The sequence below is a fragment of the Variovorax sp. KBS0712 genome (genome assembly GCF_006323185.2).
Taxonomy (GTDB): domain Bacteria; phylum Pseudomonadota; class Gammaproteobacteria; order Burkholderiales; family Burkholderiaceae_C; genus Variovorax; species Variovorax boronicumulans.
Genome location: NZ_VCCD02000001.1, coordinates 931,616 through 945,390, shown reverse-complemented (window position 1 = coordinate 945,390; position 13,775 = coordinate 931,616). Strand labels below are relative to the sequence as shown.

The following is a 13,775-nucleotide window of genomic DNA, read 5'->3' as shown; positions in this document are numbered from 1 at the left end:
TCCCGCTCCGATGCCGTGTCTCCATGGTTGTTGTTCTGATTCATCTTCGCGGTGACGGCCTAGAAGCCGACCTCCTTGGCGCCCTTAAGCTTGAGCATGGCGCGGGCCTCGTCTGGTGTGGCGACTTCCAGCCCAAGCTCCGCCAGGATGCGACGAATCTTCGACACCTGGGATGCGTTGTCGGGTGCGAGTTCGCCGCGACCGAGGTACAGGCTGTCCTCCAATCCCACGCGCACATTGGCCCCCATGACGGCCGCCTGCGTCAGCAATGGCATCTGGTGGCGGCCCGCGGCAAGCACCGACCATTGGTAGTCGTCACCGAACAGGCGGTTCGCAGAATCGCGCATGAAGGTGACGCACTGCGGATCGGGGCCGATGCCGCCCAGGATGCCGAAGATGGTCTGGATGAAGAACGGGGGCTTCACCAAGCCGGCATCGACGAAGTGCGCCAGGTTGTAGAGATGGCCGACGTCGTAGCACTCGAACTCGAAGCGCGTGCCGCAGCCATCGCCCAGCTCACGCAGGATGTGGCGGATGTCGCGGAACGTGTTGCGGAAGATGATGTCTTCGGTGCCCTCGACGTAGGCCTGCTCCCAAGGGTGCTTCCACGCCTTGATTTTGCTGGCGACCGGATGGATCGAGAAGTTCATCGAGCCCATGTTCAGCGACGCCATCTCGGGCTTGAAACGCAGCGGCGGGGCGAGCCGCTCTTCCAGCGTCATCTTGGTCGAGCCGCCGGACGTGATGTTGATGACCGCGTCGGTGGCGTCCCGGATGGGGCCCAGAAATTTGGCGAAGAGTTCCGGGTCCGCGCTGGGGCGGCCGTCTTCTGGGTTGCGTGCGTGCAGGTGGAGGATGGCTGCGCCCGCCTTGGCCGCGTCGATGGCTTGCTGTGCAATCGCTTCCGGTGTCAGCGGAAGGTGCGGCGACATCGTCGGCGTGTGGATGGCGCCGGTGACGGCGCACGTGATGATTACCTTGCTCTTGGCCATCGGTTCTTTCCTTGAATGTGTGGTCAGGTCGTCTTAGCGGTTGCTTTCGCCTGCTCATCGGCTTGGTTCATCGCAACCAGGTGCTCGCGAACCCGCTTGCGCAAGGCCTCTTCGTCGCGCACGCTCCATTTGCGAAAGCCCTCTCCGGACTTCATGCCAAGCCAGCCACCGCGCACCAGGTCCTCCAGGTAGGGGGACGGGCCCGGCCGGCTGTCGATTTCTGGCAGCACCGTGCGGTGGATGGCCAATGTCAGGTCGGTGCCGACCATGTCGGCGTTTTCCAGAGGCCCGAGGACTGCCAGGCGACGACCGAAGCTGGCCTTCACGACCGTATCGACCGTTTCGGGGCTGCAGATGCCCGCCTCGACGAGGGCCACGGCTTCGCGCCACAACGCATGCTGCAGCCGGTTGCCGATGAATCCCGCGACGTCCTTCTCGACCATCGCCGGCGTTTTGCCGGCGGCGGTCAACAAGTCGAACATGCGTTGCGCCGCGGCAGCATCGGTCCATGGTGTCTTGATGACCTCGACCAGCGGAACCAGATAAGGTGGGTTCCACCAGTGCGTCCCCATCGCCCGCGCAGGCGTTCGCATGCCTTCGACAATCTTGCTGATGGGAATCACCGAGGTGTTGCTGGCCAGCAGCGCCGTCGACGGCGCGAGCAACTCGAGCTGAAGGAAGAGCTTCTGCTTGAACGCTAAGTCCTCAGGCCCTGCCTCGATGACCACGTCCGTGCCGGCGAGGCACTCCCCGAGGTCTTCGAACGGGAACACCCTGTTCGCTGCATCAGCATCCTGGCCCAGGTCCGAGAGGTTCTGAGCGATGCGCTGACGCAATGAGGTGAGCGCTTCGTAGCTCCGGTCGAACACAGCGACCGTGTGGCCGGCGGCGGCGAAGACCTGGGCAATGCCGTGGCCCATCAGGCCAGCGCCGATGACGGCGATGTGGAGTTTGTCTTCCATGCTCAATCTGGTGGCGTTGTCACTGCAGGCGGGCCAGCCCGCCAGCCGACCGATTACTGGTTCTCGCCGGACTCGATGCGGTACTTGCCGCTCTTGTCCACGATGGCGACAAGACGCACGATGCAGCCGTCGCCCCCCGTCCAGCGCCAGGGGAAGGCAGCGAGCGTGACGCGCTTGCCCGTCACCCTGTCCAGCTCACCGCCGACGTTCTCGATGCCGCAGATGCCTGCGGCCAGAATCGCCGAATGGCAGGGCTCCCATTCCGGGAAGTCCTCGATGACCTTGCGACCGGTTTCGCGCTCGTACTCCATGTTGACGTGGGGCAGCAGCCCGTTTGGCCAGCCCGGGCCGTGCGGACCAATAGCAGTGCCGAGGGGATGGTCGAGCGCCTGCGTATCGATGCCAATCATCTTGACCTTCTTCTTGGCGAACCACTCCCCGGCTTCCTTGTAGAAGCCTGGCGAGTAGGCGTAGTACTGGCGGTTGTCGCCATAGTGCTTATGCCAGCCGGTGTTGACAATGACGATGTCGCCTTCGCGAATCTGCGGCGAGGCCCGTTCGAGGTCTTCTGCGGTGATGACTTCCCACCGGCCCTTCGGAATCGAGACTACGACGCCGGTACCGAAGAAGTACGGCAGGGGCACCTCGTCCATGAACGGCGTGCCTTCGACCACGTGGGCGGGCGCATCGATGTGCGTGCCTGAGTGCATCACCGTGGTGATTTTTTGCGTCAGTACCCCCGACTTGGCCATGCTATGCAGCCGCTCAATCTTGACGTCCTCGAAGTAGGGCCAGCACGGCTGGCCCAGGCCCCAGGGGTGGCTCAAGTCGTGGAACTCGAGACCCATGTCGTTCCTCAGGTTTTCCTGGTAAGTGATACCGCGGACGGTAATCGTCATATCGCACTCCATAAAAGTCGTGAAGGTGCCCTGCGACCGCTTTACTGCAGCCCTGGCCAGTCCGGATGGATGCAAGTAGTATCTGTACGAATGACCAATAATAGTCCTAGAGTAAACCCTAGGAAATAGGAATGAGTTCGCGTGTTCGTCTCGTCCTGTTCGTACAAAGTCTGAATATACAATTGTACAAATGTACAGTTGGTAGAAGGTCATTGAAGGGGCGTGCAGCAGGGGCTCTCACCATTCGGAGAGTGCGCCTGCATAGAACCCATGCGGGGCGGCGGTTCAGCATCTGCTTAGGGATTCGCTGATCAATGAGCGCCGCGGCCCAGATCGATTCGAGCGCGATGCGATGCATCGCAACGCCGGCGTCGTTCGGTCCGCACAGACGCTGTGCAGGCCGTTTGCGATCAGACCGATTAAAGAGCCGCTCAGCTCAGGCTACGCGATCTTTTCCGAAGTCTGGACCACGTCTGCAACTTGCCGACGTGTCGTGAACGACCTCCAGGAGGAGATCCGATGCACCGATCGAGACTAACGCGTGTTTGCTTCAGCCCACATCAGCGCGGTAGAGTTTGGTCGCCGTCGAGACGGCTAGACCGGTCCGTGCAGTCTGGTATACGCTGGGGCTTTGAAGCCCGTGACTGAGTACATCGCGCACGGCCGCCGTCCTGGTCTTCCTGAAGCCCAAACGGTTACGCGCGCCGGCTCGCCCGAGAGCGCATTCACAAGCAAGGGATCTGAAGACCATGTCTGGTGGTGGGCATCGACGTGGCCAAGGCGCACGTGGATTTCTCGGTGCTGGGCGCCGAGCTCGATGCCCAGCGTTTTGACAACGAGGCCGAGGCTCATTCGGCGTTGGCGGCGGCTCTGAAGCCGATGGATGTGGCGCTGGTGGTAATTGAGGCCACGGGCGGCTACGAGACGGCGCTGGCCTGCGCGCTGCAGGCGGCGGGCTTGCCCGTGGCAGTGGTCAACCCGCGCCAGGCGCGCGACTTCGCCAAGTCCATGGGGCGGCTGGCCAAGACCGACCGCATCGACGCGTGCATGCTCGCCGAATTCGCGGGTGTGCTTGTGCGTCGCGACGATCTGGCCAGCTTCATCCGCACCCTGGCGGATCAAGAGCAGCAGGCGCTGGTCGGGATGGTCACCCGCAGGCGCCAGCTCGTGACGATGATGCTGTCCGAGCGCCAGCGGCTGCAGTTGGCCATTAACCTCGTGCGCCCGAGCATCGAGGCCATGATCGAGGCGATCCGCCAGCAGCTCGATGACGTGGAGGTTGAAATGGTCGGACACGTCCAGGCGCACCACGCCGAATTGGACAAGTTGCTGCGCTCGGCCAGCGGCATCGGCCCGGTGGCCAGTGCCGCATTAATCGCCGAACTGCCCGAACTGGGCAGGCTAAACTGCCGCAAGATCGCCGCCCTGGTCGGTGTGGCTCCGATGGCCAACGACTCGGGCAACACCAAGGGGCGACGACGCGTGCAGGGCGGCCGCTTCGAGATACGCCGCGTGCTCTACAAGGGCCACGCTCACGGCTGCACGGCACAATCCGGCCATCAAGTCCTTTTACGACCGGCTGCTGGCCGCAAGCAAGTTGCCCAAAGTCGCCTTGGTCGTCTGCATGCGCAAGCTGCTGACCACGCTCAATGCCATGGTCAAAACCAACAAACCTTGGGGCAAATCGCTTCACGGCGCTTGACTCGAAAAACGGCTACTAAGTCGTTTCACCGCCAACTCAAATGGAGATGCCCCGTTGCTTCCTCCATTGCCAAGTCGCTGAAGCCCCGTGCATAACAGTGGACACTTGCTGTCCCAGTCTCTGTTCGGCCACGGGACGCCAAGGCACCAGAGTGAAACCCATACCGTCATCCAGCATCGCGAATCGGCCGCTGGCTAGCAGGATTGAGCGGCGATAGATTCCGGTTGCGTGCTCGCCATCCTGCAGCTGGCGGTACTTCTCTCCGGTCTGCTGCTCCAGCGCCTTGACCGCCGCCGCCAGATCCCGGTCGCGTAAAGTCGCCAGAAGGTTGTTCACAAGCGCTGCGCGCTGGCCACGCCACTCGGCGAGACCCTGCTCAACGAGAAAATCGACACGGTCGCGCATCGCATCGCGCACTTGAGTCCCAAAGCCTTGGCCGGACAGGGCCGAAGCATCGCCTAGCAACTGCTTGTCCAGCCAGGTGGCGCCGATGGCCCGCACCTGCTGGTCGATGGGTAGGTGCGAACGCAGTTCGATCACCGGTCCATCAGCCTTTTGCGCATCATGCTGTTGGGTTTTCCGCAGCAGGTCCGGCGGCACTCTCCAAACGCCATCGGCGATGCGCTCCACGATACCGGCGCGGCGCAGTGCTTCGAGTCGGCGCACGTGCGCATCGACCGTGGACTGCGGGTCACGGTCGTTGGCATGCTTCAGCTGCACCACGTGGTCGGCAGTCTTGTAGAGGCCATCTCGCGCGGCGGTTGCGATGTGGCGGTCCACCAGCTTCTTCTGGCCTGACGGCCTCGCCTCCACGATGCCGTGTACGGGCAGTTCTGCGAGGTCGGCACCGGCTGGCAGCTTTAGGTAGTGCGCCCGTCCGTCGATGCCATCGACTACCAAGTAGCCGCGGTCGCGCAGTTCGTCGGCCAAGCCCTTGCCCACGATCCGACCGATGACGGGGGAAGTAAGTTGCTCATCGACCACGCATTCCCGCCGCTGGCCCTTGAGCGCTCGGCGCATCGTCTCCAGCGCATCCTCGCGCTGGCCCATGGCGTCGAGTGTGGCCGCCATGTCGGGCTTGAGCTTCCAGCAGTTCGCATTCATCCTCTCGGCCAGGCCCATACCCTCGAGCCGCTGCAGCCGTGCTCGCAGTGCGTTCTGACGCTCCCGATCTTGCGCGTTGCCCGTCAGGTCGATGCCATCAGCACCAGCTTGCCGGATCAGCGCCCGGTCCAGGCCGGTGAGCCGCTGCTGGTCGACATCCCGCCGCAGGCTCTGACGGATTTCCGCCTCGGTGCGCGGCCCCTGCCATTCGGTGGCGATCTCGCTTGCGCGCAGGCGCATGCCGTGAGCCATGTAGTCGGGAGCGATCACGAGATCTTTCCTGCCGCTGGCAGGCCCACCCGTATGGCCGTTCAGCACGATGTGGGTGTGCGGATTGTCCGTGTCCCAATGGTCCACGGCCACCCAGTCCAGCCGGGTCTCCAGGTCGATCTCCATGCGGCGCATCAGTTGGCGGGCGAAGTCCTTCAGGTCTTCCAGTTCCAGGCCATCCTCGGCCGAGACGATGAAGCGGAACTGGTGGCGGTCGTTCTGCCCACGCTCCTGAAAGGCCTTGAGGTCGACCGCATCGGTGTCAGCGCCGTAGGCCTGACCCTTCTGCCCATCGCGCGTGACGCCGTCGCGTTCGATGTAGCGCAGGTGCACGGCCACCGAGTTCGGACTGGCGCGACGCAGCACGACGAAGCGGGACTTGATAACCACACGCCGTGCGTTCGGCCCCAGGCGCTGGCCGGCCATCGAAGCCGCAACGCGGCCTCGGCCGAACGTGTTGGCGGGTCTGCCAAGGCTCTTGCCGGCGGACTTTGCGCCGGCCTTCGACACCTGATTGAGAACCTGCGAAACGAAGCGCTGCGAGCGCGGCCCCCCGCGCGACTTCGGCGCCGCGGGCTTGACTTGAAAGCGATTCTCATCATTGCCAGCCATGCAGACTCCAGCGCACAGCGGCGCGGCAAAGCGCAAACGGCACGCGACAGACTCCGCTGCCATGCGGGTTCCAGGCTCTGCGCGGCACGCGCAAGACCCCTTGCGGTGCCGTCGCAAACCCACGTGCAGACTGGCTTGGAGGGGCACGACGTGCCACCCCCTTTATCTGGCCCTCCGTCTTCGCCTTCCGCATCCGCTTCCGGCTCCGACCTGCCGCCAGCCGCGCACAGGGTGCGCAACGCTGCCCGAAGGGCAGTGGCGGTGCAGCATGAGCTGCACGCTGGCGGCGAGCTCCCTGCACGATGGAGTGCAGCGCGGGCGCTTGCCCGGCTTCAGTGTGGCGGCGTGTTGAATGATGCGATGGAGCAAGCCTCATGGCGCGTTCCAGGTCCACAGTGGCCGCGCGATGCCGAGCACGGCAGAGGCGGCGATGGGGCCGAAGTAGCGGCTGTCGAACGACGCCGGGTTCGTGTCGCTGAGCAGGAATAGTTCGTCACCGGCGAGAGGGCGGCAATGCTGCCAGGCAGGCAGTGGCCGGCGCGCGCCGTCATGTGTGCGTGTGGTCGCCGCAACTGCACCATCAACCAGCACGACCTGTCCTTGAACACACACCGACTGCGGTGCGATGGCGCCGATGCGCTTGAGGATCGGCACGCCGCTCGGCAGGTACCCGCGCCGTCCTGCGAACGAGGCCACGTCGGCGGGCAGCCGGGCCAGCACGATGCTGCCGACGTGCAGCAAGGCGACGCGGTCGGTGCGGCTGACGCGATACCAACCACGAGGAACGCTGTCCGTCGGGTTGTAGACCACGAACACCCGCTCATGCGCCGACATCGACATGAAGGCCGGCGCGCACAGTGCAGCCAGGCCGATGCCCATGCCGGCGAAGAGCACGCGCCGGTTCATCTCAATACTGCTCGCGCAAGATGCGCCGCATGCCGTTCGGTGGTGTAGCCCGGCGGCGGCTGGCGTGCTGCCAGCCGGTTGCCGACCGTGCGCCAGTACGTGACGGCGGCCGCGGCCGGATCGATGCCCAGCGCCTGGATGGCGTCGATCACTTCGAGCACGGCCTTGACCTGCGGCTCGCCATCGGCGCGCAGCAGGATGCGCGCGCTGGGCGCTACGCCGGCGATGCGTTGCGCGCCATCGAACGGCATCGGCGCCTGCAGCACCATGAGCTGCCAGAGCGCCGTTCCGTAGTCGTTGCCGATCCATTTGACGCGGCAGCACACCGCGCCGGGAGCGAAGGTCGCGACGCGTCGCCAGCGATCCAGCGTCGTCTCGCGCACGGGCTGTCCGAAGCGCAGCCAGACGTTCACGCGATGCTCGACGAAGGCGAGCGAGACGCGCATGTGGACAGGCCGCGGCGGCGGCACGGCCCGGGGCCAAGCCTGCGCGGTGATCGGCAACGACTGCGTCATCACGGGCCTGCTCCGTACTCGCGCTCCAGCAGATCGCGCAACATCTCGGCCGCCGTGACGCCGCGTTCGAACGCGATTACCTTGATGCGGCCCCGCAGCGCCGGCGTCACGTCGATGGTCAGGCGAGCGGTGTAGATCGACGCCTTGGCGGCAACCTCCGGTGCATCGGCCTGCCGCACCCAGGTCGAGGCCGGGTCGGCGGCTGGCTTGCGGCCGATGGATGCCCGTTTCTGCGCTGCAGAAGATGCTGCTATCGTCATCGCAGGATCTCCTGCACTGCCTGCGCCAGCGCCGCAATCTCGCGCGCGGCGGCGCACTTCGGCGCGGCTTCGCATGCGAGCCGACCGGCGGCCACGCTGTCGGCGAACACGATGCGCTGCGAGACTTCGGCTTGCAGGGCCGCAAACGGCTGATCGGCCAGCGCCGCACGCGCTTCGCGCCCAATCACGGTGCCGACCACACGCCGGTTGATCACGAAGGCTGCGCGAAGCTGCGGCCTGAACACCCGGGCCTCGGCAATGAGCGTCACCATCTCGTGGCTGGCCCATACGTCATAGGCGCTGGGCTGCACCGGGATCAGCACCAGGTCGGCGGCCAGCAGCGCGGAGCGCGCGAGGGCGGCGACGCGCGGTGGGCCATCGATCACGACGAAATCCGCCTCTAAGGCGATCTGTGGCGCTTCCTGATGCAGCGAGTCCCTCGCCAGCCCAAACACGCCGTAGAGCCGTCCCTGGCCGTTCTGAAGCCGCCGTTGCGCCCAGTCGAGTGCAGAGCCCTGCGGGTCTGCATCGAGCAGCGTCACGCGGCTTCCTGCCATCGCCAGTTCGCCGGCCAGGTGCGTGGCGAGCGTGGTCTTTCCTGCCCCGCCTTTCTGGTTGAGCAGCGCGATCACTTTGCCAGGCCGGTCTTGTCTTCCTGGCAAGCGGTTTTCGGCTGTTCGGACTGCCTCCGGCGAGGCATTGCCCATCTTTTGAGCAGATTCGGCTCGCGCGCGCGTGAATTCCATTTATGTATCCCTTTAGATGTTTAGGGAGGCCCGAAACCGTTGCTGGGCGCGGCTTGCGGGTTGTTTGGCGCCGGTGATCCACCGATGTTTGCGCCGGTGATCCACCGAGTCCCGCGCCGGTGATCCACCGAGCCCGTCCCCATGACATCCACAGGTTCTTCAACAGAAGCTGTGGATAAGTCCGTCCTTGAGACGTCGTCCGTGCAAGGGCGGAAGGCCAGCCACTCGATTCCGCCGCTGCATTCGATAGACAGGCGATAGCCCGGCAGCGCCTGGCGCAGTGCGAGGCCGCGCACGTGCGCGGCGAAGTCGCGGGAACGCTGGAGCGCGCCGGACTTCAAGTACAGGTGGCGCATCTCGAAGCGCCAGCCACCCGGCTGCCGGCCGCCGTGCTTGCGCACGAGCCGGTACAGCCAGCGCTCGATGCCGCCTGAAAGCCGGAAATACGTCGGATCGAGCGTGAGTACCAGAGCCTCGTCCATCACGCCGGTGAAGAACCAGTCGGCCAGGATCAACTCGATGCCGTCGGAGCGCCCATCGGGCCGGATGTACTCCTTCCACTCGTTGATCCAGGAGAAGCGGTGCACCCGCTTTCCACCGTTCGGGCGCTCCCGTTGGCGCAGCGTGGTGGCGACGGTGGTGGATTGCAGCCGGTCCAGCGCGGCACGCAGCGCGAGGTAATCGCTGCGGCCGGTACCCCGCTGGGCAAAGCGCAGGATCTCGTAGGGTGTAGCCACCATCAGGCGCGAAGGCGCGATGCCTTCCTTCTTCGCCTGGATGATCTGGCTGGCGGCCCAGATCAGCACGTCGGCATCCCAGATGGTGGCGATGCCGTGCTCGGGTACGCCTTCGACAGTGAGCGAGATGCCACCGGCCTCGAAACGGATCGGCACGATGCGCGGCGACTTGGCCAGGGAGAAGAAGGGGTAGGCCATCAAGTCCTGCGCATCGCGCAGCGCCATGTCGCCGTGCGGCAGCGCGCGGAACAGTGTGAGCTGTTCGCGTTCGCTCAAGCGCTTCGACATGCGGTGTTGCCCCTTGGCCCGTTAGCGGACGGAGTCGCGCTGCACGTAGCCTGGGTCCGAGGTCATGCCGTAGGCGTGACTGTCGGCCCAGGCCCGCAGGTCGGCGGCGGCGTAGACCACGCGCGCACCGAATTTGCGAAAGCGCGGACCACCACCCAGTACGCGTTGCTTCTCCAGGGTGCGCGGCGACAGCCGCAGGAAGGCGCCGGCTTCGTCGGTGGTCAGGAACTCGGGATTGACCGGAGCAACTGGAACCGCAGCAGGCTGCGGCGCAGCCGCTGCGGCCGTGCGGGAAGGGAAAGAACTGCCAGCTGCCATGACGGACTCCATCGCTGTCGATGGGCCGCAAACCGTTCGCGACCCGATGGAGGCAGTCTCGGGAATCAGGCTCGATCGAGGCAGGGAGAGATTCAGCGCTCCGGTTCGTCTCCGGGGTGCTTCGCTGTGGTGTTCGATACACCGGCCAGACCCAGATAGCCGCTGGTCATGTACGCCTCCGCACGCCGCAGAAGATGGCGCACCTGCGCGCGCAGTTCGCCATCCTCGTGCCAGCGCAGGACGACGGCTTCGAGGCCGAACAAGGCCTGGGCGATATCGCGGTGCGACGCGCCTGCCTGCGAGGCATCGAGCGCCTGCAGGGCGCGCAGGTGGAGCAGCGCGGTGCGGGTGACCGCCCGTGCAGGATCGACCCGAGGCGCGTGACCTTCCAGGGCCTGTGCTTGCGCATAGAAGGCGTCTAGCTGGCCGCGCAGGCGTGGCGTCAGCGGCACGGCGCTCGCATAGGCGGCGTTGTCAGCCAGGGTGCCCGACAGCGACAAGCGCATGCGTTGTGCGCTGTAGTCTGCAGTAAGCGACAGGTCCGGGCCGTCAAGCGCCAGGCGTTTGCGGCCAGGAATGCGCCATAGGTCGAAACGGTGGGCTGCGGCGTCGTGCGTGTTAGCAGCCCGCACCCGCAGCAAACCGTCAGGGGAGGATAGCCACAGCGGACGCGCAGAGCGCCCGTCCAGACCAGGATCTTCGGCAACATCGCAACCCCCAGCGGGCGAAGGACACCACGCGCCTGCGACGCGTCCAATCCGAGCCGTAGCCCGGATGGCGGCGCAGGTACTCCCATGCGACGCCCGAGTCGTCGAGGTCCAGCACGTAGAGGTAGGCGGCGGAGACGGCCCAGGGGGCGCGGGGCAGGTCTTCGGGGTTGGGTTTGGTCACGGAATCCTCCTTTGGAAGAGGAAACCTGCCACAGCGGAGGGGGCGCAAGGTCGCTTTCGAGGCGACGCGCATCGCGCAAACGGCGACCCTGCCGGCGATCGCATCAGTCGTTGATCGATCCGTCTCGCTGTGCGTCTGCCAGGTAGCCCGAGAGCGGCTGGCGCGGTTTGAAGTGTGGATCGGCCACGATGCGCATGCCGCGCGGGCCGCGGACGCCTTCTAAGGCCGAGAGGCTGACTTGCCCCAGCTCTGGGGTGCCGGTGCCGGCGTCGAACAGCCCAAAGGCTCGATCCCCATCGGCATCCAGCTCAGTCAGCAGCCAGGCGGCCCCTGCGTCCAGGGTGTAGAGCTTGACCACGGGCAGCGGATCGATGGTTTCGCCACGCGCCCGCGCTGCGCCATTGGCCAGCAGCCGGCTTCGCTGTTCTTCGGTTAGGAAAGTCATGGTTTTCGCGTGAGGCAGTTAAATACTAATTCGCAGGGGGCATAAAGCAAGTCCCAGAAGCGCCCCCCAGGCGCTTCCTACCGGGCGGTATGACGTCGTCTTGTCAGCGGGACAAGCCGAATACTCTGTTGGCGCGCCATCTTATGAGTTAAAGATAACGTGGTTTTAATTGCTTTAAAACGTAACGCTTCTGTGTATGCAGAAGCAGGGAATACAGCGCGGGCGGCCGACCGGCGCGACGACGTTTGAGGCGGGCCCGGCACGGGCCTTTGGAGATGCGGTGCGCGCCCTGCGCACCGAGGATGGCGTTGCCCAGGAAACCCTGGCGCACCAGGCCGGTATCGAGCGTTCGCACATGGGCAAGATCGAGCGCGGCGAGCACATGCCGACCCTGGCGATGATCCTGAAGATCGCGCGAGCGTTGGGCCGTAGCGCTGGCGAACTGATGCTGGAAACCGAAGCGCGTCTGCTCAAGGAAGAGGGTTAGAACGAGATCGGCCGCCGACCGTCGTCGGCGGCCAATGCGTCGTGGCTAGACCACGATGCGTCCGGCAAGACGTGCCTCTCGTGCATACGCGCTCAAGCGTTTCTGCGCCTCGAAGTGCAAGTCCCGTTCAATGGGAAGTCCGAGCCGGCCGCGCACAGTTGCGATCTCCGCCAGGCTGACCCACCCCAGCTCAGGGTAGCCCAAGCCGAGGTCGCACAGCCCAAACGCATGGTCGTGGTCGTCCGGGTCGATCTCGGTCAGCAGCCAGGTCGCCCCGGCGTCCGGGGTGAACAGCTTGACCACCGGAGCGGGATCGAAGTCTTCCTGTTCGAGGGACTGCCGGCCGTTGGCCAGCAGCTGCGCGCGTTGCTCGTCCGTGATGAGTTTCGTCATGGTCTTCTCCTTGGAAGGAATCAGGGCGGGATTGCCCGAGACCGGAAGCAGCACGGCGTAGCGCAGCCGTCAGGGTTCGACAGACGGCCGCGAGGCCGCCAGCGTGCACAGCACGCGCAGACCTTGACGGTGAGAACGGCGTGATACGGTGAAGGGAACAGCAAGCCATCCCTCCTTTCACCCCTGCTTCTGCAAACGCAGTGCGCAGCGCCGACTGGCGCGAAGGCGTCAGCGATGGAAGCCCGAAGGGGCGAGACGCCATCGGCGGCTCGATGCGCAGCACGACAGCGCGGCCGGCATCGCCGGAGACGCACAAAAACTCTTGGGCTGGATGACGGATGTGTGGAGAGTCGTAGAGCCAGCGATCCGGCATTCAACAAACCCTCCGAAGCGCAAAGCCGCCTTCACGAATCGCCGTTGAACCGTGGAGCCGCAAAGCCGTAAAAGCGGATTGGCGAGCAGACGCAGATACGGGTGTACTCATTTGGGAACATCCGCAAAGCCGTGAGTCAGGGGCGAGCCTGCGCCGGTCTGCTGACGCGCAGCCCAACAGGGAGCGAATACGATGCCTGTATGGACGCTCCCCAACAAGAAACCTCGGACGAACCCCTGGAAGTCATGCTCCGTCGGTCCGACGAGCTGCACGAAGCGCTGCTGCACCTGCTCGACGGCGCCGAGTTCGATCCCTCACCTCGCGGCGAGGCTGCCTTCGGCATGTGCTCCGTGGCGCTCGAGCATGGGCTCAGCCTGCGCGCCTTGATGGCGATGGGACTGGCCACGTCGGCGGTCGGCCTGATGCGGCTGCAGTTCGAGGCCTTGACCCGTGCCATGTGGCTGCAATACGCGGCCAGCGACCTGGCCATCGAAAAGCTCAGCGCACCGCTGACCCTGCAGAGCGAGCAGGCCGCGAAGAACCTCCCCTCGGCCAGCGAGATGATCGAGCAGATCGGCAAGCGTGTAGGACCCAACTTGCCCGCGGCCGCGCATCAGATGCTGGCGCATTTCAAGGACGTGTCCTGGCATTCCCTGAACTCGTTCGTGCACGGCGGCATCCACCCGCTGCGCCGACAGTCCGAAGGCTTCCCGGTCCACCTGGCCCTGCAGATCCTGCGCAATTCCAATGGCCTGCTCACGATGACCGCCATGGCCCTGGCGGTCCTGACATGGGACGAAGCCGTCGCCAAGCCCATGCGCAAGATCCAGCCGGCGTTCGCCGACTGCCTGCCTGACTTGTTGAAATAGCGGCCT

The 13,775-nt window shown here is 65.1% G+C and carries 15 protein-coding genes and 3 pseudogenes; 3 read left to right on the top strand and 15 right to left on the bottom strand.

The genetic code is table 11. From position 1 onward, the window contains the following. Nucleotides 1-59: 59 nt before the first annotated feature. Genes FFI97_RS04140 through FFI97_RS04130 form a run of 3 tightly spaced genes read right to left on the bottom strand, consistent with a single transcriptional unit; the run spans nt 60 to nt 2,853 of the window. Entirely contained in the window at nt 60-992 is a 933-nt protein-coding gene (locus FFI97_RS04140; RefSeq protein WP_139702069.1) for a 3-keto-5-aminohexanoate cleavage protein, read from the bottom strand. Between the two features lie 23 nt (nt 993-1,015). Continuing rightward, nucleotides 1,016-1,954 (bottom strand): 3-hydroxyacyl-CoA dehydrogenase family protein, encoded by a 939-nt coding sequence (locus tag FFI97_RS04135; RefSeq protein WP_139702070.1) that lies wholly within the window; start codon nt 1,952-1,954, stop codon nt 1,016-1,018. A gap of 53 nt (nt 1,955-2,007) precedes the next feature. Next, complete coding sequence (locus FFI97_RS04130) at nt 2,008-2,853, bottom strand: cyclase family protein (RefSeq protein ID WP_221937661.1); 846 nt, start codon at nt 2,851-2,853, stop codon at nt 2,008-2,010. Nucleotides 2,854-3,606: 753 nt separating this feature from the next. Between FFI97_RS04130 and FFI97_RS04125 the strand changes: the two are divergent. Then, nucleotides 3,607-4,555: pseudogene (locus tag FFI97_RS04125) on the top strand (IS110 family transposase). A gap of 36 nt (nt 4,556-4,591) precedes the next feature. On the opposite strand, the gene FFI97_RS04120 reads toward FFI97_RS04125, so the two are convergent. The 11 genes and pseudogenes from FFI97_RS04120 to FFI97_RS04075 form a co-directional block, all read right to left on the bottom strand. Beyond that, complete coding sequence (locus FFI97_RS04120) at nt 4,592-6,541, bottom strand: DUF3363 domain-containing protein (RefSeq protein ID WP_139702071.1); 1,950 nt, start codon at nt 6,539-6,541, stop codon at nt 4,592-4,594. Nucleotides 6,542-6,913: 372 nt separating this feature from the next. Beyond that, complete coding sequence (locus FFI97_RS04115) at nt 6,914-7,447, bottom strand: S26 family signal peptidase (protein WP_139702072.1); 534 nt, start codon at nt 7,445-7,447, stop codon at nt 6,914-6,916. Beyond that, a complete protein-coding gene (locus FFI97_RS04110) occupies nt 7,444-7,962 on the bottom strand; it encodes a DUF2840 domain-containing protein (RefSeq protein ID WP_139702073.1) in 519 nt (172 codons plus the stop codon). The genes FFI97_RS04115 and FFI97_RS04110 overlap by 4 nt, the downstream gene beginning before the upstream one ends. After that, nucleotides 7,962-8,222 carry a chromosome partitioning protein ParB gene (locus FFI97_RS04105; protein WP_139702074.1) on the bottom strand — a complete coding sequence of 87 codons (261 nt, stop codon included), beginning with the start codon at nt 8,220-8,222 and terminating at the stop codon, nt 7,962-7,964. Before FFI97_RS04105 ends, FFI97_RS04110 begins: the two co-directional genes overlap by 1 nt. After that, nucleotides 8,219-8,968 carry a ParA family partition ATPase gene (gene parA / locus FFI97_RS04100; protein WP_260684894.1) on the bottom strand — a complete coding sequence of 250 codons (750 nt, stop codon included), beginning with the start codon at nt 8,966-8,968 and terminating at the stop codon, nt 8,219-8,221. Before parA ends, FFI97_RS04105 begins: the two co-directional genes overlap by 4 nt. Before the next feature lie 206 nt (nt 8,969-9,174). After that, a pseudogene (locus tag FFI97_RS04095) lies at nt 9,175-9,993 on the bottom strand (replication initiator protein A); the annotation flags it as partial. 21 nt (nt 9,994-10,014) lie between these two features. Further along, complete coding sequence (locus FFI97_RS04090) at nt 10,015-10,311, bottom strand: helix-turn-helix transcriptional regulator (RefSeq protein WP_139702076.1); 297 nt, start codon at nt 10,309-10,311, stop codon at nt 10,015-10,017. 92 nt (nt 10,312-10,403) lie between these two features. After that, nucleotides 10,404-10,817, bottom strand: coding sequence for a DUF2285 domain-containing protein (locus FFI97_RS04085; RefSeq protein ID WP_139702077.1), 414 nt, complete (start codon nt 10,815-10,817; stop codon nt 10,404-10,406). 30 nt (nt 10,818-10,847) lie between these two features. Beyond that, nucleotides 10,848-10,943 (bottom strand): annotated as a pseudogene (locus tag FFI97_RS34385) (DUF7011 domain-containing protein); the annotation flags it as partial. A 13-nt stretch (nt 10,944-10,956) separates the two neighbouring features. Continuing rightward, nucleotides 10,957-11,202, bottom strand: a complete 246-nt coding sequence (locus FFI97_RS04080) for a transcriptional regulator domain-containing protein (protein ID WP_139702078.1) — start codon at nt 11,200-11,202, stop codon at nt 10,957-10,959. A 103-nt stretch (nt 11,203-11,305) separates the two neighbouring features. After that, nucleotides 11,306-11,647, bottom strand: a complete 342-nt coding sequence (locus FFI97_RS04075) for a DUF2958 domain-containing protein (protein ID WP_139702079.1) — start codon at nt 11,645-11,647, stop codon at nt 11,306-11,308. A 196-nt stretch (nt 11,648-11,843) separates the two neighbouring features. Here FFI97_RS04075 and FFI97_RS04070 point away from each other — a divergent pair, with 196 nt between their 5' ends. Then, nucleotides 11,844-12,134 (top strand): helix-turn-helix domain-containing protein, encoded by a 291-nt coding sequence (locus FFI97_RS04070; protein ID WP_139702080.1) that lies wholly within the window; start codon nt 11,844-11,846, stop codon nt 12,132-12,134. Between the two features lie 45 nt (nt 12,135-12,179). Here the strand turns inward: FFI97_RS04070 and FFI97_RS04065 are convergent, their stop codons facing one another. After that, nucleotides 12,180-12,527 (bottom strand): DUF2958 domain-containing protein, encoded by a 348-nt coding sequence (locus tag FFI97_RS04065; RefSeq protein WP_139702081.1) that lies wholly within the window; start codon nt 12,525-12,527, stop codon nt 12,180-12,182. A 573-nt stretch (nt 12,528-13,100) separates the two neighbouring features. Here FFI97_RS04065 and FFI97_RS04060 point away from each other — a divergent pair. Continuing rightward, entirely contained in the window at nt 13,101-13,769 is a 669-nt protein-coding gene (locus FFI97_RS04060; protein ID WP_139702082.1) for a DUF6988 family protein, read from the top strand. Nucleotides 13,770-13,775 lie beyond the last annotated feature (6 nt).

What these genes read in the sequence shown, in the direction of transcription:
- FFI97_RS04110 (WP_139702073.1), bottom strand. Translation starts at nt 7,962, where the DNA reads ATGACGCAGTCGTTGCCGATCACCGCGCAGGCTTGGCCCCGGGCCGTG.
- FFI97_RS04120 (WP_139702071.1), bottom strand. Translation starts at nt 6,541, where the DNA reads ATGGCTGGCAATGATGAGAATCGCTTTCAAGTCAAGCCCGCGGCGCCG.
- FFI97_RS04065 (WP_139702081.1), bottom strand. Translation starts at nt 12,527, where the DNA reads ATGACGAAACTCATCACGGACGAGCAACGCGCGCAGCTGCTGGCCAAC.
- FFI97_RS04140 (WP_139702069.1), bottom strand. Translation starts at nt 992, where the DNA reads ATGGCCAAGAGCAAGGTAATCATCACGTGCGCCGTCACCGGCGCCATC.
- FFI97_RS04115 (WP_139702072.1), bottom strand. Translation starts at nt 7,447, where the DNA reads ATGAACCGGCGCGTGCTCTTCGCCGGCATGGGCATCGGCCTGGCTGCA.
- FFI97_RS04105 (WP_139702074.1), bottom strand. Translation starts at nt 8,222, where the DNA reads ATGACGATAGCAGCATCTTCTGCAGCGCAGAAACGGGCATCCATCGGC.
- FFI97_RS04090 (WP_139702076.1), bottom strand. Translation starts at nt 10,311, where the DNA reads ATGGCAGCTGGCAGTTCTTTCCCTTCCCGCACGGCCGCAGCGGCTGCG.
- FFI97_RS04075 (WP_139702079.1), bottom strand. Translation starts at nt 11,647, where the DNA reads ATGACTTTCCTAACCGAAGAACAGCGAAGCCGGCTGCTGGCCAATGGC.
- FFI97_RS04135 (WP_139702070.1), bottom strand. Translation starts at nt 1,954, where the DNA reads ATGGAAGACAAACTCCACATCGCCGTCATCGGCGCTGGCCTGATGGGC.
- parA (WP_260684894.1), bottom strand. Translation starts at nt 8,968, where the DNA reads ATGGAATTCACGCGCGCGCGAGCCGAATCTGCTCAAAAGATGGGCAAT.
- FFI97_RS04060 (WP_139702082.1), top strand. Translation starts at nt 13,101, where the DNA reads ATGGACGCTCCCCAACAAGAAACCTCGGACGAACCCCTGGAAGTCATG.
- FFI97_RS04130 (WP_221937661.1), bottom strand. Translation starts at nt 2,853, where the DNA reads ATGACGATTACCGTCCGCGGTATCACTTACCAGGAAAACCTGAGGAAC.
- FFI97_RS04085 (WP_139702077.1), bottom strand. Translation starts at nt 10,817, where the DNA reads ATGCGCTTGTCGCTGTCGGGCACCCTGGCTGACAACGCCGCCTATGCG.
- FFI97_RS04070 (WP_139702080.1), top strand. Translation starts at nt 11,844, where the DNA reads ATGCAGAAGCAGGGAATACAGCGCGGGCGGCCGACCGGCGCGACGACG.